Origin of the sequence: Corynebacterium yonathiae (assembly GCF_027570195.1) — a bacterium.
Classification (GTDB): domain Bacteria; phylum Actinomycetota; class Actinomycetes; order Mycobacteriales; family Mycobacteriaceae; genus Corynebacterium; species Corynebacterium yonathiae.
Genome location: NZ_JAKMUZ010000015.1, coordinates 35526 through 54093, shown reverse-complemented (window position 1 = coordinate 54093; position 18568 = coordinate 35526). Strand labels below are relative to the sequence as shown.

Here is an 18568-nt window from a genome sequence, read left to right as displayed (position 1 = left end):
GGTTGATAGATATTGAATCGACCCCTGTCTCCGCACTGCGTTGTTTCGCCTCGGTCGGCTAGTCCTAGAGGTGGAGCACCTGATCTGATTGTAAGTATATGAATCTCAAGAAACTTTCGGAATCTTTGCTGTTCCGCATTATCGTTGCCATCATCCTTGGCGTGGTGGTCAGCCGATTCGCTCCAGAATGGTTTGGTCGCGTATTCGCCACTTTCAATGGACTATTTAGCAACTTTCTCAACTTCTTTATCCCGGTTCTTATTTTCGCGCTGATCGCTCCGTCCATTGCGGGGCTTGGGCGTGGTGCCGGTAAGTGGCTGGGGGTTACAGCGGGGATATCCTATGGCTCCACTATTGTCGCCGGTCTTCTTGCCTACGTGCTTGCCCACTGGCTCTACCCCACCATGCTTAGCGGTCAGAATCTGATTACTAATGTCTCCGATATTGATGAGGGTGCACTTTCTCCCTACTTCGAGGTGGAGATGGCACCGCCTTTTGAGGTTATGACTGCCCTCTTGTTGTCGTTCTGCATCGGTGTAGCGATGACTACAGTGAAGTCCGATACCTTGTACGCTGTCACCAAGGAATTGGAGAACGTCGTAGTCAAGGTAATCTGGGGCTTTGTTGTGCCGATTTTGCCCTTCTACATCTTTGGCATGTTCTTGGGATTGGGCATGAATGGCAATCTGGGCTCGGTACTTTCGGCCTTTGCCAAGGTTTTGATTTTGGCGGTTGTTATGACCCTGGTCTACCTGGTCTTGCAATACATCATTGCTGGTGCGATTACCGGGAAGAATCCCTTCAAGGCTCTTCGCAATATGCTGCCGGCTTATTTCACGGCTTTGGGAACCTCCTCGTCTGCCGCGACTATTCCGGTGTCTTTGGAGTCCACGCTAAAGAATGGAATTTCCAAGCCGGTAGCTAGCTTTGTCATCCCGCTGTGCGCGACCATTCACTTGTCCGGTTCGATGATTAAGCTGACGCTCTATGCCTTTGCGATCGTGTATATGGCAAACCTCGATATTAGTACCGGTACCGGACTTGGTTTCATCTTCTTGTTGGGAATCATGATGATTGCGGCTCCGGGCGTTCCGGGTGGTGCCGTGATGGTGGCGGCCGGCCTATTGGCAGACATGATGGGCTTTGATGATGGCATGGTGGCGCTCATGATCGCCGCCTACATTGCCATCGACTCGGTCGGCACTGCCGCCAATGTCACCGGCGACGGCGCCATTGCAATGATCGTAGACAAATTCGCAGGGGAAAAGAATGGACCCTCCGAAGAGGAATCTGCAAAAGCAACCGTGTAGAGGCTCTCTAAACCAAACCCCTCGTCAGCTGCCGCGAGCAGACGAGGGGTTTGATTCGTTGTGGGACTATTTTCGGGTCGCCGCCTTCATGCGGGTGACAAACTCAGCGAGTTCTTTGTGCAGCGCAGGGTCCATGGGAGCGCGGCTTGAATTCCCTTCAATCTGGGTGCTCTCTGCAGCCGTTTCACGTGAAACGTGGCGATCGATGATCTTAGTAATGGCTGAGCCAGTAATAGCGCCCTCAGCACCGGCTGCCACCGCATCGCGTACATGCTCGGGTGCTGAAATGCCGAAGCCGAGCAGTACCGGAGGACCATCGAATCTTTTGATGTTTGCTACGACTTCTTCAAGCCCGAGCGTCTCAGATTCCCTCTCCGTACCTGTCACGCCATCGCGCGAAATGGCGTAGATATAGCCGCGCGAGTGGTGAGCAACGCCCTCGAGAGTGCTTGCGGAAGCGCGAGCCGGGGCGATGAAGATTGGATCGATGCCAGCCTTTTCTGCTGCAGCGATAAATGGAGCACCTTCGCGTACGGGGACGTCGGGAAGCAAGATGCTATCCGCACCTGCTTCCGCGAACTCGGAATAGAAGCGGTTGAAGCCGCGCGTGAAAGCCACGTTGCCGTAAATCAACATGCCGATGGGAAGCTCAGGGAATTCTGAGCGAATCGCCCGTACCTGTTCTAGGGCGGAATCTACGGTGGCGCCGGCCGCAAGCGCCCTCAGGTGAGACGCCTGAATGGTTGGCCCATCGGCCACGGGATCAGAAAATGGAACGCCTAGTTCTAATGCGTCAGCACCGGCCGCGACAACGGTGCGCACTATGTCCAGCGCGTCCTCTGGGGTTGGATCGCCCAACATGAGGAAGGGGACGAACGCGCCCTCTCCCCTTTCGTGGAGTGACCGGAATAGGTTCTCGTATCGGTTGCTCATTAGTGCTCCTCCTGCAGCTTAAATTCTGGATGGGCCTCAAGTGTGTGGCGAACATGGTCGATATCTTTGTCGCCACGGCCCGAAAGAGAGACCAAAATGGTTATATCTTCGTCGTTCCGCTTCAATGCGTAAGCAAGGGCATGGGAAGATTCAAGGGCGGGGATGATGCCTTCCCGCTGGGAAAGTAGTTGGAATGCTTCTAATGCCTCGGCGTCCGTAATGCCAACGTATTTTGCCCGTCCGCTGGAGTGTAGGTAAGCATGCTGTGGGCCCACGCCCGGGTAGTCGAGTCCGGCGGAAATGGAATATGATTCTTCCACTTGACCGTCCGTGTTCCGCATGAGGTAGCTTCGTGCGCCGTGGAGGATGCCTACAGTTCCGTTGTTGATGGTGGCGCCGTGCTTGCCAGAGTCCAGTCCTTCACCGCCAGGCTCAGCACCGACAAGTTCCACCTGTTCTTCCTCTATGAAGTCCGCGAACATGCCGATTGCATTGGAACCGCCTCCGACGCAGGCCACCACTACATCCGGAAGACCACCGGTGTGCTCAAGCATCTGCTGCTTAGCTTCCTTGGAAATCACCTTATGAAACTCCCGGACAATCGTGGGGAAAGGATGGGGTCCCGCCGCAGTGCCAAGGAGATAGTGGGATTCATGGAATGTAGCGGTCCAATCGCGGAGCGCTTCATTCACCGCGTCCTTAAGTGTTCCGGATCCGGTATCAACGGCTACGACTTTCGCGTTCATCAGCTCCATACGGAAGACATTGGGTTGCTGTCTCGCGACGTCTTTTGCTCCCATATAGATCACGCACTCGAGCCCCAAGAGAGCACAAGCGAGTGCGGTGGCGGTGCCGTGCTGGCCCGCTCCCGTCTCCGCAATGATGCGAGTCTTTCCCATACGTTTAGCCAAGAGGGCTTGTCCGAGGACTTGGTTCGTCTTATGCGCACCACCGTGTACGAGGTCCTCACGCTTGAGAAAGATTCTTGCCTTGCCGCCTATGTTTTTTGCCTCCGTGAGTGGTGTAGGGCGGCCAAGGTAGTCACGCAAAAGACCGCTGAGCTCTTCGCGAAAAGATGGGTCATTCTGTGCTTCTACAAAAGCCTTCTCAAGTTGGTCGAGGGCGGGAATCAGGGATTCAGGGACGAACTGTCCACCGAATTCACCAAAGTATGCTGGAAGGAGTGTTTCACGTGAAACGGTCATGATCGTGTTCTTTCTATGGGTGTGTATAGCGTCGGATGATGTTGAAAGCTTGGGACACAAGCGAGGCATCCTTTCGGCCGGGTGCGTACTCAAGGCCCGAGTTGAGGTCAAGACCCATGGTGCCTATCGACAGCGCTTCTTCGAGGTTGTCCAACCGGAGTCCGCCGGCGAGGAAGGACTTATCTTTAACCTCAGGGGGAATGGTGTTCCACTCGAACGCGGTTCCTGACCCGCCACTTCCGGAGTCCAGGACTAGTGCGTCTGCTTCTGGGGAAAGGTCAGTCGCCAATGCTGCAAATTCGGGGTCGAGCATATCGACGGCACGCCAGAGGGGTAATCCACCCACGATCCCGCGGACCGCGTGTAGGAATGCTCGCTCCGCTTCCCCACTTCCTTGGAATGGGGCGTGGAGCTGAAGGGCCTTGAGCCCGGGGATTTTGGCTAGGCTCCGGAGTTCTTCGATATCCGAAGAGCGGGTCACGCCAACGTAGTCCAGGCCAGGCTCCGCGGCGATGATCTCTCTCGCGGTTTCACGTGAAACACCACGCGGCGAATCCTGCGCGAAGATAAGTCCTCCATAACGGGCCCCTGCGGCGCGCGCCGCTTGCGCAGCGGAGGCAGACGTCAGACCGCATACTTTATTGGTGCCGTAGACAAGGTCGCGAGCTGCCCGATCGATATCCTCTTGGCGGCTGAGTTGTGAGCCTACAAGGAATGCGTGCACGTGGGAGCCCAGCCGGCGGACGGTGGCGTTGTCGCGGATTCCAGACTCCGATACGATAGTCTTTCCTTCTGAAATATGGGAAGCGAGATGATTGGTGCGCCCTAGGTCGATGCTGAGATCGTGGAGGTTGCGGTTATTGATACCGATGATATCCGCACCTAACTGTAAGGCCCGTTGGACTTCTTTCTCTGTGATGGCTTCAGTCAGGACGTCCAGCTCGAGTTCATCAGCCAGCGCCTTGAGTTCAACGTAGGTGTCATCATCAACGATAGACATCATGAGCAAGATGGCATCAGCGCCGTAGTGGCGTGCGGCGTAAACCTGAATGGGATCAATAATGAAGTCTTTGCACAGCACCGGCAGATGGGTAGATAGCGCGACGGTTTGCAGATGGTCATAGTCGCCGCCAAAGCGCTCAGGCTCGCAAAGCACTGAAATGGCGGAGGCATAGAGTGAGTAGGTGCGGGCGATATCGCCCGGACGGTAGTCCGCGCGAATCAACCCGAGAGATGGTGACGCAGACTTACATTCCATGATGAAACGATTGGTGCCATCGAGTGCTTTGACAAGCGAGCGCTCCGAGGGTGGCACGCTAGCGAGGTCCACATGGGACAACCTTTCACGAATGACCGGCAGATGAGTGCGGCGCTGGGCGACGATCTCTTGGAGCACGGTAGGTAATTTCTTCACCGTCATCAGCCCTCCTCCCCTACTGCATAGTTGGCGTTTTCGTGAATATCGAGCCACTCGTCGACAGCGCCGCCATTTATAAGATCCTTAGCGTGAGCGACTCCTATCGCGATACTCTCGGTAGTCCCGTTGAGGTAAAACATGGCTCCGGCAGTGGCGGCAATGGCATCCACATGGGCGGGCTTACCTCGGCCGGAAAATACCGCGCGGAGAGCTAGGGCATTTGCAGCGCCATCGCCGCCGGCCAGCTCCGCCAGCTCATGGCGCTCAATGCCGAGATCCTCAGGGGTGAGCTGGTAGTTGAAAATTTCACTGTTCCTGAGCTCCCAAGCCTGCGTCGTGCCATGAGTGGCAATCTCATCCGTGCCGGCACCATGGACGACTAAGGCGCGCTCGCGGCCAAGTTCTCGGAAGACCTCCGCAATGAGCTGGCCTTGATCTGGGTTTGCAATGCCCATGATTTGGAGCGATGGGCGTCCTGGAGACAAGAGGGGTCCGAGGGTATTGAATATGGTGGGGATGCCCAGTGCCTTGCGCACCGGTTGCACGTGGGCGATAGCTGGGTTGTAGGCCGGGGCGAACAGGAACGTAAAGTTAGAGGCTTCAAATTGGCGGACCGCTCGGGCGGCATCTAGGTCGAGCGGGATATTAAGGGCTTCGAGAACATCCGCAGATCCAGACTTGGAAGAGACCGAGCGGTTGCCGTGCTTGATCATCTTCACTCCCCCGGCAGCGGCGACGAGCGAGGCACCCGTAGTTATATTGATGGTATTTGCGCCATCGCCGCCAGTACCGGCGGAATCCATGAGACCCTTTCCAGTGATGGGGAATGGATAGCCCACCTTCAAAAAGGCCTTGGCAGCGCCGGCAACGTCTGGGAAGGTTTCGCCACGGGCGCGTATATGGGTGAGCAATGCTGCGATATGAATATCGTCGTAGGCGCCCACGGCCAAGGGGGTAAATACCTCCGTGGCTTCTTCGATGTTTGGGTCTGGGTTGCTGAGAAAGGCTTGCAAGGTTCGCAGGGCCGGTTGATTCATTTTAGTCCTCTTTCTCCATAGTGGGGCGGGAAGATAATTGGTGAATGCAGCGTGCAAGCATGATGGGGCCAGTGGGTGTGAGAATGGACTCTGGGTGGAATTGCACACCTAGGGCCCTCCCGTCGAGCGTCTCTGCGGCCATGGCTACCTCACCAATATCTGAGGAGGTGTGCGCCAGGCAACGCATTCCGCGCGGGAGATCCGTACAGCCGAGCGAGTGGTAGCGCGCGACCGGTATTTGTGTGCCGAGATGACCCGGTTGACCAGGTTCGGTATCGATGGCAAGGCCGTGGAAGACGGGATGCTGAGCCCCGGCTGGCGTGAGAGTCATCGGAACGGATTTCCCGTGTACCGGGCCGCAGGGCGCAACTACCCCACCGTGGTATTCAAGAAGCGCCTGGAAGCCGAGGCAGACGCCGAGAATGGGAGTGGTGCCCAGGGCGGCGTCGATAAGCTCCATCATGCAGCCGGCTTCTCGTGGATGGCCGGGGCCGGGGGAAAGCACGATAATGTCGGGCCGAGCCCCCAATACCTCCTCCACCGCAACGGTATTGCGAAATACGGTGGTATCGAACTCGGCTAGGGCATCGACGAGGTTATAAACAAAGGAATCGTAGTTATCCAGAAGGACAATGTGTGGCGAACTCATCGTTGTACCTCCAATTCGGCACCGTGAGCCACGGCAATGGCATTGAGCACGGCGTAGGCCTTATGTACCGTTTCATCGGCCTCGGCCTGTGGGACGGAATCTTTGACAACACCAGCACCGGCTTGCACCACTGCGGTGCCATCTTGGACGTAGGCGGAGCGGATGACGATGCAGTTATCCATGGCACCATCGCCGCGCAAGTAACCCACTGCCCCGCCGTAGGATCCGCGCCGTGTACCTTCCGTTCGACGCACTAGTTCGGTGGCACGAAGCTTGGGCGCGCCCGTCAGGGTGCCCATGTTCATACAGGCACGATAGGCATCGAGCGCATCGAAATCTGGGTGGAGCGTCGCTGTGACTCGGGAGACCAAATGCATAACACGGGAGTAGCGATCCACCTGCAATAGCTCTGCCACTTGGCGGCTACGAGGAACGGCTACCCGTGCGAGATCATTGCGTGCTAGGTCCACCAGCATCGTGTGCTCCGCAATTTCCTTTTGGTCGGTACGCATTTCTAGTTCATTGCGGATATCAAGTTCATGGTTGATACTGCCGTCCCGGCGCAGACCGCGCGGCCGAGTGCCAGCGATGGGATAGAGCTGCACTTGCCTATCTTCCGGCGTAAACCTGAGGTTGGATTCTGGCGAGGCGCCAAATAGTTCATAGCCGTCACCACGAACGTAAAACATGTAGGGCGAAGGGTTGGTCTCTCGTAGCGCCCGGTAGGCCGCGAGGGCGTTCGGACATTCCAGGGTGAAAGAACGCGCGGGCACTACCTGATAGATATCACCGGCATGGATATTGCGTTGGAGCTTTTCAACGCCCGCGCGAAACGCTGCGTCATCCGTATCAGCCACCGCACGGATCTTGTCTTTCTGTGGTGCGGTGGGGCGTGGAGCCTCTTGCCGCGCCGCTAGGGAATCTAGTTCCGCGTTAAGGCGGCTTTGGTCTATATCCCAGCCTTCTATGCGTGCAGTCCCCTGAAGGTGGTTTACCTCAAGGACCGTTTGGGCAATCAGGAACTCATAGTCCGGGTAGGTATTTGCCCCCGTTTTGACCTCGGGCAGATCTTCGAAGGTGGCCAGGTAATCATAAGCGAATCCGCCTCCTAGGAATGGCAATAACGGAGAGGAATAGGTGGCCTCCAGTTGCAGGAAACGCAGAATGTCAGCGGTAGATTCGGCAAGGAGTCGCTTCCGCTCGTCGGGTTGGGCGGAAGGGGAAAACTCGAATACAGCGGTAGTAGTTTCACGTGAAACTACGCGCTGGCGGAACCGATCGCAGAGGGAAGGAAGGAGAGTCTCCCCCGCTTTTGTGAGGACCTGTACCTCGACCCTGTGGCCGTGGCACGTGACTTTGAGTGCTGCCCTTAGGATAGCGAGGCAGTTGAGGCTTTTCTTAGTCTCAATGTCTGCGCTCTCGAGCAACAGGGAGTCGTGCGATTGCGCGAGGCCGTCAAAAATGGCGGCCGCATCATTACCGTAGGGTATGTCGCGGGTAGCGGTGTATGGCATTGCAGTGCCCTTTCGGTGGGTATGGGGAATGGGGAAACGAAAGTTGAGCTTCCACGAGCAGAGGCACCAAAACGCCAAAAGGCCCGCAGAATGCGAGCCTAAAAATTGGTTGCGAAGAATGGCCCGCGGGTTAAGCGAGCCACCACCAAGTAGTAGTCATGTTCTTCATGTCAGCTACTCTAACCCAGATTTCTATAAAGCGGAAGATATTTCCGAAAAATATTCTCGCGGCGCAAGCTGGCTTTCTAAGAACGCAATTGGTATTCGCACCTGAGGGAAACGAGTGCGGTACTGTTGGATCCATTAAGAAAGAGAAGAAAGGTGATGTAAATGACTTCAAATCCGAGCGAGGTATTGGCAAAGGTTCCTACCAAACTTCTGATTGGGGGCGAGTGGCGAAAGGCATCGTCCGGTGAAACTTTCACGGTGGAAAATCCCGCAACCGGAGAGACCATAGCCACGCTAGAATCTGCAAACTCCGCAGACGCGGTAGCCGCCCTTGACGCTGCTTGTGCGGTGCAAGATGAGTGGGCACGAACCACGCCGCGCGAGCGGGCCAATATCCTCCGCCGGGCCTTCGAGCTGGTGCACGAGCGGGCCGATGAGTTCGCGACGCTGATGACCCTTGAAATGGGAAAGCCCCTTGCCGAATCTCAAGGTGAGGTCACCTATGGCGCTGAGTATCTGCGATGGTTTAGTGAGGAGGCAACGCGTGACTATGGTCGCTACTCCCCCGTTCCGGAGGGCACTTTGCGTATGGTCACACGCCGCAAGCCGGTCGGGCCATGCTTGCTGATTACCCCGTGGAACTTTCCCCTCGCGATGGCAACGCGCAAGGTGGCCCCTGCCGTTGCGGCAGGCTGCACCATGGTCCTGAAACCGGCCAAGCTTACCCCGCTGACTTCGCAGTACTTCGCGCAAACCATGCTCGATGCTGGCCTGCCCAAGGGTGTGCTCAATGTGGTCTCTGGAAGTTCTGCCTCGGCCATTTCGGAGCCTCTGCTTGCCGACGCCCGCCTGCGCAAGCTCTCCTTCACCGGCTCCACCCCGGTGGGAAAGACGCTACTAAAGGGCGCCGCGGATAATGTGCTGCGCACCTCCATGGAGCTGGGCGGTAATGCCCCGTTCATCGTCTTTGAGGATGCGGATATCGATCAAGCTGTAGCGGGAGCCATGGCTGCGAAGATGCGCAATATTGGTGAGGCCTGCACCGCAGCCAACCGTTTCCTAGTGCACGAGTCCGTGGCGGAGGAGTTTACGCAAAAGTTGGCGGCGGAGTTTAATAAGCTCGTCGTGGGCAATGGTTTGGACGAAGGCGTTACATGCGGTCCCCTCGTTGAAGCTAAAGCGCTCGACAATATTGCTGCCCTAGTGGATGACGCAGTGGAAAAGGCCGCCACCGTTATCACCGGTGGCAAACGTGGCGAGGGCGAGGGGCACTTTTATGCCCCCACGATCCTGAGCAATGTTTCACGTGAAACCCGCGTGGCCCAGGAGGAAATCTTCGGCCCAGTTGCGCCCATCCTTACCTTCACCGAGGAGGCGGAAGCCCTAGAGCTAGCAAACGAGACGGAATATGGTCTTGCGTCCTATGTGTTTACGGAAGACTCCGACCGCCTGTGGCGCGTGGCCGACGGCCTCGAATTCGGCCTGATGGGATTCAACGCCGGCGTCATCTCCAACGCCGCTGCCCCATTCGGTGGCGTCAAGCAATCCGGTTTGGGCCGCGAAGGTGGCGCTGAGGGTATTGAGGAATATACCTCAGTTCAATACCTGGGTATCCGCGACCCTTATGCCAATGTCTAGAAGCGCTAGCATTTGACCAAGACGCAAAGGTTGGCTGGGTCCCCTTTGGGACTCGGCCGAGGTCTCATAATATAAACAATGTCAAACACGTGGCATATTTCCCTACCCGAGGCTGTTTAGCCTGCACAAAGCCTCGTTATTACTTCCATTGGAGTACAAAAAGCGGTGCCGAAGAGGGTCAAGAGAGTCTTTTGATTAACCTTTTGAAACCTGCAGAGCGTATAGTTCCTCTCCGTAAAATTTAATTTGTATTTCCTTCATCTGCGAAGCGTGGCCTAATGGCCCGCTCGTGGAGAGGGAATTTTCTTTTTGTTATTTGGAGTGAGTACATGACGTCTACAGAATCTGCAGCGGATAAGCCGCAGCTGATTACGCCCACGTTCGTTCTCGCGTGGGTGGCTAATTTCTGTCAGTTTTTGGTCTTCTACCTGTCCGTGACCACCATGGCCCTCTACGCAGTAGAGAGCTTCGGGGCATCGGATACCGTGGGTGGTTTTGCGTCCAGTGCCTTCGTTTTGGGTGCGACGTGTATGCGCGTCTTTTCTGGCTGGCTCGTGGACCGAGTAGGTCACAAGAAGGCCGCCTTGACCTCCCTAGTCTTCGTCACAGTTGTTGCTGTGGCGTATTTTTTTGCGCAGAACGTTGCCGTTCTCATCGTCGTCCGTTTCCTGCACGGCACGGGGTACGCTTTGACCTCCACCGCGCTTATGGCAGTGGCGCAATCCGTCATTCCGCACGAGCGCCGCGCGGAGGGTACCGGTTACTTCGCCCTCGGCACTACCTTGGCAACGGCCTTCGGCCCAGCCCTTGGCCTGTTCCTGGCAAATAACATCGGCTACAACACGCTTTTCGCTGTAGCGCTAGGCGCTAATGTCGTGTCTTTGGTCCTGGCCTTGGTGCTGCGCTACCCAGCTGAGGTTTCCGCCGAGAAGCCGGCCTTTACTTTGCGCAATGCCGTGCACCCCAACGTGGTTCCCATCGGCCTGTTTATGTTGTTGGTCGGAATCGCCTACTCCGGTGTGGTTACCTATCTCAACGCTTATGCGCGCAAGGAAGACCTTGCGACTGGCGCAGGTCTGTTCTTTATTGGTTATGCGGTAACCATGCTTATCATGCGCTTTGTTTTGGGCCGCATCCAAGACCATAAGGGCGATAACGCCGTGATGTACCTCGGCCTTGCAGCCTTTATTATCGCTCTGCTCCTCATGGGCTTCCCCACCAACGACGTCATGCTGGTGGTTGCAGGCGCCTGCACCGGCTTGGGTTTCGGCACCCTGAGCCCCGCATGCCAGGCCATCTCTGTGCGCTCGGTACCCACCGCACAGATGGGCGCGGGTATCTCCACCATGTTCCTCCTGATGGACCTAGGCATTGGCCTGGCTCCGTTCGGCCTAGGCCCCATTGTCGAAGCAACCGGCTTTGACACCATGTACCTCATCCTTGCGGCCCTCGTAGTCATCGCAGCCATCTACTACTTCTTTGTGCACGGTCGCTTCCCCAAGGCCAAGGGGCACCATCTACACTTCGACGAAGGTAAGTAACACGGCACTCCCCTCTTAGCCTGAAGCATTAAAAGCGCACCAGCCATCGAGGCTGGTGTGCTTTCGCATTAGGTAGACCGTGAGGTTCTAGTTTAAGAGTCTCGAGGCCGGCGATGGCGCTAAGCGCAGGGACGGAAAACTCGCCGAAAAAGAGTTTAGGGTGTACGGCTAGGTGCGAAGCTTATTTTGCTGGTGAGCGGGCAAGCAGTCGGCCTCGATAACGCGCCGTGCAAGGATACGGTCACCCATCTTGGCGGCAAAGGCCATGCGCATGGTGATCTCGTGGTTGGGTGGCGCATCCAAATCGATGCTGTCGCCGGGGCGAATGCGGCCAGGGGAAATGATGCGCAAGTAGGTGCCGCAATCGCCGCGCGCGGTCCAACGCTTGAGCCAGCCGCGCTCCCCTAACCATCCGGCGAAGGTGGCACAAGGCTGGCGGGGCACGGATACCTCAAGTACAGCGGTGCCGATTTGGAGGCGTTGGTTGATGAGTAGAGCGGACAGATCGACACCCTGTGTGGTGAGGTTCTCGCCAAAGCAACCGGAAGCCAGCGGGCGGGAAAGCTCGGATTGCCAGTAATCCAATTCTTCGCGGGCGTAGGCATAGACGGCTTTATCATTGCCGCCATGATGTTGGGTATCGCCAATTATATCGCCGTAGACGCCAGAGCCATCTCCATAATTGGGGCCGGGGGCTGCCAGCTCGATAAAATCCTGAGGTTTCTTGTCGATGCCTGAGAACTCATGCCGCCCGCTCGGATCCGGCCGGCGGACGGCGACATTGGTGGAAATGACCTGCATGCCTGTCACACTAGCTGAGTGTGAGCGCCTCCGCGGTGAGAATATCGCGATAAAACAGCTGCGGAGCGAGGGAGACGGCCTCGGCTAGCTGCGGGAGGGCGCCGTCAAGCGTGGCGGCGAAAGCGGGGTCAGCCAGCTTGCCATTGGCTACACCGCGCGCCGTAATGGCAAAGACATAGGAGATAAACGGCATCCAAGCGGAATCGCCGAGCTCCGAATTGCCATCACCAAAGGCATCCAGCGCTAGCAAAGTGTGCAGGACAGACTTATCCACACCCAGTTGTTGCAGTGTCACGCGCAGCTGCATGGCGGTGCTCCGCAGGTTGGAGATGGTGCCCAGGCGGGTGAGTGCGAGGTCGTTGGCAAAGCACTCGCGTAGTGCTGCGACTCGGTGAGCATCATCGCAGAGCTGATCGCTGTCTGTCGATGGCGTGGGTGCCTCACCCGTGGCACTCATCAGCAGCATTGGGCGGGTGACATCGTCGACGCCGGTGGACGGCACCTGCGCGAGCGAGGTGGAGCCGTGGGCTGCGACGTAGTCATGCGCGGCGTCGGCAAGCGCTGCTAGTAGTGAGGAAGGCTCGCCGGCTGGCTCTTCGCGGCGGAAATCGCGGGAGACCAATCCGGTGCGGACAAAGGCGCGTATGCGCTGGCCCGGCTCAAAGTCCGCGGTCATAAGGGCATCCACGCTGGCGCGCGGATCGGCTTCGATCTCCTTGATGATTCCCTCGAAGGTGTCCTTGGCCTTGGGAGCTAGGCGGCGCATAGCCGCGTAGGTGGGCCACATGCCCTCAGTGTTTTCGGTTTCACCATCTTGGAAGATGATGAGCGCGCTTGCCGGTGGGTACTGCGGCGCGGCTAAGTCGCTGGCCGGTTCGTCCTCTCGGAAATCCACGATGAGGTGGCCGGCATCCAGCAGCTCCTCGGGCAGCTCAAAGCCTTCTTCGGTGGGCTCAAGCGGTTGCGGTTCCCCCGCAGGATTGCCCAGCGGCCAAGCCCAAGCCAGTAGCTCAACCTCTTCTTCGTGCGGCTGCTCGGGGACGAGGATGCCATCCTCGATGGTGGCGCGGGAGACCAACGGCGCCTTACGCACGGTGGCGATGGCGGCATAGATGAGATCGCTGGCTGCAGTGGCTTCATATTCCATGACGCGACGCTCAAAGCTACGCTTTTGGTGCGCTGCGCGCTCCTTTTCCGGCAGACCCTCGAGGTACTCCTCATAGGAGAGCGTGGACCACAAGAGATAAAGCTCCAGCGAGGTCTTTTTCGTCAGCGCAGACTTCAGCGCGCGGTTCGGCACGGAGAGGCTGGTAGCCGCCTCGGTAGAGCCATTGGCCGTGACAAGGTCCTTAATCTTCTGGTTTTTGTCAATGACCACGAATTTTGCTAGCGGCAAAGGCTCTGGCGAGTGGATGGTAAAAAGCGCATCGGCATCGAGCTGATCTGCCAGGATGACCTGCTTATCCAGGTAGTCCACGGGCTCGGCCGCGGTGCGCTTGACGCGGGTACGAATCGTTGCCGGTTCCACCTGGAAGGTCAGCTCATAGCCGGCCTCGCTGCCGATGGTCTCCTCGCGCACGCTCTCGTCCTCACCGAAGACACGCTGGCCTTTTTCCATCTGGATGGATTTACCCGGCGCAGAGGCTAAGGCATAGCTAAAGGGCGAAAGGTTGCCCAAGGCATCAATAAAGCGGAAGTTAGTCCCGCGTGGGCCTTCGTTCTTAGCTCGCATGTGGAGTGATTCCGCAAAATTGAGATACTGGATATCTACCAGTTCCTCGTCCTTGTACAGGGTGAAGCGGTAGCGGCCTACCCAAGGATCTTCGAAGGCGTCTGCCGGGAGCACCTCGTGGATGCCCTCCGGTAGCTCGTCTTCCAGCACGGCCTCTTCTTCCCCACCCATGGGGACATAGGTCAGCTCCATGCTGAGCTCGGTATTGGCGATGACGCGAGGTGACTGGGTATAGACCAGCTCACCATCCAGCCCGTGGGCATTGGGCAGCGACTTGACGGCCATATCCCAGGCAAAGTCAGGGCTGCCAGACACCTTGATGGTGGCGGGCTCTTGTTGCGGTGCCTCCACCGTGAAGGACTGACTCACCTCTAGCGGGAAGATGGACCAACCTTCCCAGGCGCCGTGTGAGCGAGCCTCGCCGGCCTTAGCCTTGGTGAATTCCGTGCCAGCAGGGGCGATGAAGGTATATGAGCCCTTAGGTATCGCTGCGGTGGTATCGAGCGGCCGATGGGTGGAATCCAGCACTAAGCCGCCATTGGCCACGCCAGCGAATTCCAAGGTGTGCTCTTCAAAGGAGACGCTCAGGTGGCTAAAGGGGTGGGGCATGCTGATCCACAGCCCGGGCTCCTCGCCCTCCACGTAGTAGAACTTACGAGTGTCCTCGCTGTCGTCGAGCAGCTGAGCGGACACGGACCACTGGGGATCCTCTGGCTCATAACCTGCGGTTAAGGCTGGTAGGTACAGCTCCAAAGTGTGGGTAGCTGGGGAGAGGCGCAGGTGCGGAATCCCCTGAAATACCGCTGCGTCTGCAAAAGATGAAAGCTGGCTGCGAAACTTCTCCTGGCTCATTTACCCCAGCCTAGATCATTTTCATGCAGATCTGCATTTTGGCTGCGAGCGGGGGAAATGACCCGAAAGCCGGGGGTGAGTCTGGCGGAGATTTTGGGTGCGCGTGCCCAGTAGGACGCGGAATGCGCAGCGAACTACACCGCACCGGCACGCGGCTATTACACTGTGTGACTATGACTACCCAGAGCGATTCCACTTCGTACCGCTATACCCCGGAGCTGGCGAACCAGATCGAGAAGACTTGGCAGCAGTACTGGAAAGATAATGGCACCTTCAACGCCCCGAATCCGGTAGGCGAGCTCGCCACCGAGGCGGGCGAGCTGCCTAAGGAAAAGCTCAATGTGCAGGATATGTTCCCCTACCCCTCCGGTGCAGGCCTGCACGTCGGACATCCATTGGGTTATATCGCTACCGATACCTATGCGCGCTATAACCGTATGCTGGGCAAGAACGTGCTGCATACCTTGGGCTACGATGCCTTCGGCCTGCCGGCCGAGCAGTACGCCATCCAGACCGGTACTCACCCACGGACTACCACCGAGGCGAATATTGAAAACATGCGCCGCCAGCTGAGCATGCTCGGCCTGGGTCATGATCCGCGCCGCTCCGTAGAATCTACGGATCCGGAGTTTTTCAAGTGGACGCAGTGGATTTTCCTACAGATTTATAACTCTTGGTTCGACGAGGAGCAGCAGAAGGCCCGCCCCATTGCGGAGCTCATCAAGGAACTAGAAGCCAATAAGCGCACCACTAAGGACGGCCGCTACTACGAGGACCTCACCGCAGAGGAGAAGGCCGCAGCTATTGATGAATTCCGTTTGGTCTACCTGTCTAATTCCACGGTGAATTGGTGCCCGGGTTTGGGTACCGTGCTGGCAAACGAGGAAGTCACTGCGGAGGGCAAGTCCGAGCGCGGTAACTTCCCTGTCTTCCGCAAGAACCTGTCCCAGTGGATGATGCGCATTACCGCCTACTCCGACCGTCTGCTCGATGATCTGGAACTTTTGGATTGGCCGGAGAAGGTCAAGTCCATGCAGCGCAACTGGATTGGCCGTTCCCGCGGCGCAGAGGTGTCCTTCCCTGCCGAGGGCTACGAAATCGAGGTCTTCACCACCCGCCCCGATACGCTTTTCGGCGCCGAGTACGTGGTGCTGGCCCCAGAGCATGAGCTTGTCGACGCCCTCCTCTCCCCCATCCCTTATGACGATGACATAGACGAGCGTTGGACCTACGGTCACGATGATCCCAAGGAGGCCGTGGAGTCCTACCGCACCGATATTGCCGCCAAGTCTGATCTAGAGCGCCAAGAGAACAAGGAAAAGACCGGTGTCTTCCTCGGGACTTATGCCACCAACCCGGTCTCCGGCAAGAAGGTCCCGATCTTTATCGCGGACTATGTGCTAACCGGTTATGGCACCGGCGCGATCATGGCAGTTCCGGCGCACGATACCCGCGACTATGAGTTTGCTCAGGCCTTCGGCCTTCCCATTACGGAAGTTGTCTCGGGCGGAAACGTAGAGGAAAAGGCCTGGACCGAGGACGGCGCCCTGGTTAATTCTGCCAATGACAAGGGGCTAGATCTCAACGGACTGAACAAGTCCGAGGCCATTGCCAAGGCCATTGAATGGCTGGAAAAGGACGGATCAGGCCGCGAGAAGGTGCAGTACAAGCTGCGCGACTGGCTCTTCGCCCGCCAGCGCTATTGGGGAGAGCCCTTCCCCATTGTCTATGACAAGGATGGCTCTGCTCATGCCCTGCCAGAATCTATGCTGCCGGTAGAGCTGCCGGAGGTAGAGGACTATAAGCCCGTTTCCTTCGATCCGGAGGATAAGGATTCCGAGCCACAACCGCCGCTGGCCAAGGTACGCGACTGGGTCGAGGTAGAACTTGACCTGGGTGACGGTCCGAAGACCTACTTCCGCGACACCAACGTTATGCCACAGTGGGCAGGTTCTTCCTGGTACCAGCTGCGTTACATCGATCCCCGCAATGATGAGGCATTCTGCGATATCGAAAACGAGTGCTATTGGACGGGCCCGCGCCCAGAGCAGCATGGCCCGCAGGACACAGGTGGCGTCGACCTCTACGTCGGCGGTGTTGAGCACGCCGTGCTGCACCTGCTTTATTCCCGCTTCTGGCACAAAGTGCTCTTTGACTTGGGGTTTGTCAGCTCCCAGGAGCCTTATCGCCGTCTGTACAACCAGGGGTATATCCAGGCCTATGCCTATACTGATTCCCGCGGTGTATATGTGCCGGCCGCTGAGGTAGAGGAAAAGGACGGCAAGTTCTACTACAACGGCGAAGAGGTCAATCAGGAGTACGGCAAGATGGGCAAGTCCCTCAAGAATGCCGTGGCTCCGGACGATATTTGCCGCGACTTTGGTGCCGATACCCTGCGTGTGTATGAAATGTCCATGGGCCCGTTGGATACCTCCCGCCCGTGGGCTACCAAGGACGTTGTCGGCTCCCAACGCTTCCTGCAGCGTCTCTGGCGTCTCGCCGTCAACGAGGACACCGGAGAACTGGCCACTACCGACGCAGATTTGAGCGAGGAGGATCTCAAGCAGCTACACCGCACCATCGCGGGCGTGCGCGATGATTACGAGAACCTGCGGCTTAATACCGTGGTGGCCAAGCTCATCGAGTACGTCAACTACCTGACCAAGACCTATCGCACTGAGGCCCCGCGCGCCGCTGTTGAGCCAATTGCACAGTTGGTCTCCCCCATCGCCCCGCATATCGCAGAGGAGCTGTGGCAGCGCTTTGGACACAATGAGACCATCACGTACCAGCCCTTCCCCACTTTTGAGGAAAAGTACCTGGTAGATGATGAAATCGAGGTACCGGTCCAGATCAACGGCAAGGTCAAAGCCCGCATCAATATTGCCGCCGACGCGGACCAGGATGCGGTCTTCGAGGTTGCCCTCGCCGATGCCAAGATTGCCGAACTGACCAGCGGAAAGAACGTAGTGAAGAAGATCTACGTGCCGGGCCGCATGGTCAACCTCGTGGTCAAGTAGTTACTCGGCCCAAAACTCCGTGGCGCACAGCGCAATGCCGTGCGCCCGGATGCCCTGGCCGGCCTCCATCTTCTCGCCCACAATGAGCGGGAGGCCGTCGAGGTCGCATGTCCAAAATTCCCCCATGCCCAGCTGATTGCAGTGCTTGGCGACGCCCCCAATAGTCCCCGCTACTTCTACCTGCGGGTTCACCATGCTGGGTTTAAAATTCCGGTAAAAGCGCTCGGTAGCAGGTGAAGCCAAAGAAAACTCCTCCGGGTCCCCTACCTTGTAGTTTAAAGCCACCACCGCCGGCTGCAGCTTTCCTTGGAGCTTTTCTCCTCCAACTGGGTTGCCTGCCGGCAGGGCAAAGGGCGCATCCACCAACGCCGCAAACCGCAGATCGCCGGTCTCCACAATGCCGATATAGGGCGTTGCTCTATATATCGTCCCTGGAGTTTCTTCCCCGCTTCGATACGAAGGCACTGCGGCCCACTCCCCTTCGTACTCCATAGCCGTGACCGCCATGCCGGAGGGATCGGCGTGGAATAGAACTCGATCAAATCCGGGCGCTTCCCACATTTCGCGGTCTGTAGGTAGCTCCGTGATGAGCTCCTCCAGGTCCATAAAGTCGAAACCGCACGTGCCAAATAGCTTATCCATGTCCGCCATTTTAAACGCTTGTCATGTCTGCGCCGGTGCGCCGACTGCAATCGGGGGTTAATCTTCACCCAGAAACCTTGCTTCACTATTTAATTTTCCCTTGGATACT

At 57.5% G+C, this 18568-nt stretch carries 13 protein-coding genes; 4 read left to right on the top strand and 9 right to left on the bottom strand.

Translation table 11 applies throughout. The annotated features are described in order from the left end of the window. The first annotated feature begins 98 nt into the window (after positions 1 to 98). Entirely contained in the window at positions 99 to 1310 is a 1212-nt protein-coding gene (locus L8V22_RS08585; RefSeq protein WP_238801544.1) for a dicarboxylate/amino acid:cation symporter, read from the top strand. Between the two features lie 66 nt (positions 1311 to 1376). Here L8V22_RS08585 and trpA read toward each other — a convergent pair whose 3' ends face one another. Genes trpA through L8V22_RS08555 form a run of 6 tightly spaced genes read right to left on the bottom strand, consistent with a single transcriptional unit; the run spans position 1377 to position 8065 of the window. After that, positions 1377 to 2243: a tryptophan synthase subunit alpha gene (trpA, locus tag L8V22_RS08580; RefSeq protein ID WP_238801543.1), complete on the bottom strand. Its 867-nt coding sequence runs from the start codon at positions 2241 to 2243 to the stop codon at positions 1377 to 1379. After that, a complete protein-coding gene (gene trpB, locus L8V22_RS08575) occupies positions 2243 to 3448 on the bottom strand; it encodes a tryptophan synthase subunit beta (protein WP_238801542.1) in 1206 nt (401 codons plus the stop codon). The genes trpA and trpB overlap by 1 nt, the downstream gene beginning before the upstream one ends. A 13-nt stretch (positions 3449 to 3461) precedes the next feature. Beyond that, positions 3462 to 4868: a bifunctional indole-3-glycerol-phosphate synthase TrpC/phosphoribosylanthranilate isomerase TrpF gene (gene trpCF, locus L8V22_RS08570; protein WP_238801541.1), complete on the bottom strand. Its 1407-nt coding sequence runs from the start codon at positions 4866 to 4868 to the stop codon at positions 3462 to 3464. Then, positions 4868 to 5902, bottom strand: coding sequence for an anthranilate phosphoribosyltransferase (gene trpD / locus L8V22_RS08565; protein WP_238801540.1), 1035 nt, complete (start codon positions 5900 to 5902; stop codon positions 4868 to 4870). The genes trpCF and trpD overlap by 1 nt, the downstream gene beginning before the upstream one ends. Before the next feature lies 1 nt (position 5903). Further along, complete coding sequence (locus L8V22_RS08560) at positions 5904 to 6551, bottom strand: anthranilate synthase component II (protein ID WP_238801539.1); 648 nt, start codon at positions 6549 to 6551, stop codon at positions 5904 to 5906. Continuing rightward, entirely contained in the window at positions 6548 to 8065 is a 1518-nt protein-coding gene (locus L8V22_RS08555) for an anthranilate synthase component 1 (protein WP_238801538.1), read from the bottom strand. The genes L8V22_RS08560 and L8V22_RS08555 overlap by 4 nt, the downstream gene beginning before the upstream one ends. A gap of 330 nt (positions 8066 to 8395) precedes the next feature. Here L8V22_RS08555 and L8V22_RS08550 point away from each other — a divergent pair, with 330 nt between their 5' ends. Continuing rightward, complete coding sequence (locus L8V22_RS08550; RefSeq protein WP_238801537.1) at positions 8396 to 9871, top strand: NAD-dependent succinate-semialdehyde dehydrogenase; 1476 nt, start codon at positions 8396 to 8398, stop codon at positions 9869 to 9871. A 329-nt stretch (positions 9872 to 10200) separates the two neighbouring features. Beyond that, a complete protein-coding gene (locus tag L8V22_RS08545) occupies positions 10201 to 11412 on the top strand; it encodes an MFS transporter (protein ID WP_238801536.1) in 1212 nt (403 codons plus the stop codon). A 168-nt stretch (positions 11413 to 11580) separates the two neighbouring features. On the opposite strand, the gene L8V22_RS08540 is transcribed toward L8V22_RS08545, so the two are convergent. Further along, entirely contained in the window at positions 11581 to 12213 is a 633-nt protein-coding gene (locus L8V22_RS08540; protein WP_238801535.1) for an MOSC domain-containing protein, read from the bottom strand. A 10-nt stretch (positions 12214 to 12223) separates the two neighbouring features. After that, positions 12224 to 14797, bottom strand: coding sequence for a hypothetical protein (locus tag L8V22_RS08535; protein WP_238801534.1), 2574 nt, complete (start codon positions 14795 to 14797; stop codon positions 12224 to 12226). A gap of 173 nt (positions 14798 to 14970) precedes the next feature. On the opposite strand from L8V22_RS08535, the gene leuS reads away from it, so the two are divergent. Next, positions 14971 to 17817, top strand: coding sequence for a leucine--tRNA ligase (gene leuS, locus L8V22_RS08530; protein WP_238801533.1), 2847 nt, complete (start codon positions 14971 to 14973; stop codon positions 17815 to 17817). Here the strand turns inward: leuS and L8V22_RS08525 are convergent, their stop codons facing one another. After that, a complete protein-coding gene (locus L8V22_RS08525) occupies positions 17818 to 18459 on the bottom strand; it encodes a hypothetical protein (RefSeq protein ID WP_238801532.1) in 642 nt (213 codons plus the stop codon). Positions 18460 to 18568: the final 109 nt, after the last annotated feature.

Coding starts and splice junctions, on each gene's coding strand:
- L8V22_RS08585 (WP_238801544.1), top strand. CDS start 99: ATGAATCTCAAGAAACTTTCGGAATCTTTGCTGTTCCGCATTATCGTT.
- trpA (WP_238801543.1), bottom strand. CDS start 2,243: ATGAGCAACCGATACGAGAACCTATTCCGGTCACTCCACGAAAGGGGA.
- trpB (WP_238801542.1), bottom strand. CDS start 3,448: ATGACCGTTTCACGTGAAACACTCCTTCCAGCATACTTTGGTGAATTC.
- trpCF (WP_238801541.1), bottom strand. CDS start 4,868: ATGACGGTGAAGAAATTACCTACCGTGCTCCAAGAGATCGTCGCCCAG.
- trpD (WP_238801540.1), bottom strand. CDS start 5,902: ATGAATCAACCGGCCCTGCGAACCTTGCAAGCCTTTCTCAGCAACCCA.
- L8V22_RS08560 (WP_238801539.1), bottom strand. CDS start 6,551: ATGAGTTCGCCACACATTGTCCTTCTGGATAACTACGATTCCTTTGTT.
- L8V22_RS08555 (WP_238801538.1), bottom strand. CDS start 8,065: ATGCCATACACCGCTACCCGCGACATACCCTACGGTAATGATGCGGCC.
- L8V22_RS08550 (WP_238801537.1), top strand. CDS start 8,396: ATGACTTCAAATCCGAGCGAGGTATTGGCAAAGGTTCCTACCAAACTT.
- L8V22_RS08545 (WP_238801536.1), top strand. CDS start 10,201: ATGACGTCTACAGAATCTGCAGCGGATAAGCCGCAGCTGATTACGCCC.
- L8V22_RS08540 (WP_238801535.1), bottom strand. CDS start 12,213: ATGCAGGTCATTTCCACCAATGTCGCCGTCCGCCGGCCGGATCCGAGC.
- L8V22_RS08535 (WP_238801534.1), bottom strand. CDS start 14,797: ATGAGCCAGGAGAAGTTTCGCAGCCAGCTTTCATCTTTTGCAGACGCA.
- leuS (WP_238801533.1), top strand. CDS start 14,971: ATGACTACCCAGAGCGATTCCACTTCGTACCGCTATACCCCGGAGCTG.
- L8V22_RS08525 (WP_238801532.1), bottom strand. CDS start 18,459: ATGGATAAGCTATTTGGCACGTGCGGTTTCGACTTTATGGACCTGGAG.